Genomic DNA, 576 nt, shown 5'->3' on the forward strand with positions numbered 1-576 from the left:
GCCGCGATCTCGGCCGGCGCCAAGGTTTTTGGCGAGACGCCGGCATTGTCACTGAGCCGCGAGGGCGCACGCTGGCGCATCGAGACACCGCGCGCAGTGGTTCATGCCGACAAGGTCCTGCTCGCCACCAACGGTTTCACCGATGATCTCTGGCCGGCGCTTCGCCGCACCATCGTGCCGGTGTTTTCCTCGATCGCCGCCACCGCGCCGCTCTCCGACGAGGTCGCCCGCTCGATCATGCCGACGCGTCCCGTGCTCTACGAGAGCGGCCACATCACGGTCTACTACCGCATCGACCAGCACAACCGTCTGTTGATGGGCGGCCGTGGCCCGATGCGCTGGATCAGCTCGCCGAACGACGTCGCCTATCTCATGCGCTATGCCGAGCGGCTATGGCCGCAGCTCAAGGGCGTCGCCTGGACCCATGGCTGGAATAGCCGGCTCGCGATCACCAAGGACCACTATCCGCATGTGCACGAGCCCGCCGAAAACATCCTGATCTCGCTGGGCTGCAACGGCCGCGGCGTCGCGCTTTCGACCGCGATGGGCGCGCAGCTCGCCCGCCCCTGATCGGCG

Annotated in this window: 1 protein-coding gene; it reads left to right on the forward strand. The window is 67.4% G+C overall.

What is annotated here, in order from left to right; translation table 11 throughout:
• A partial coding sequence (locus MOV75_RS41230) for an FAD-binding oxidoreductase (RefSeq protein ID WP_247008626.1) occupies positions 1-570 on the forward strand: 570 nt, incomplete at its 5' end.
• Positions 571-576 lie beyond the last annotated feature (6 nt).

The organism is Bradyrhizobium sp. PRIMUS42 (assembly GCF_023006515.1).
GTDB lineage: Bacteria > Pseudomonadota > Alphaproteobacteria > Rhizobiales > Xanthobacteraceae > Bradyrhizobium.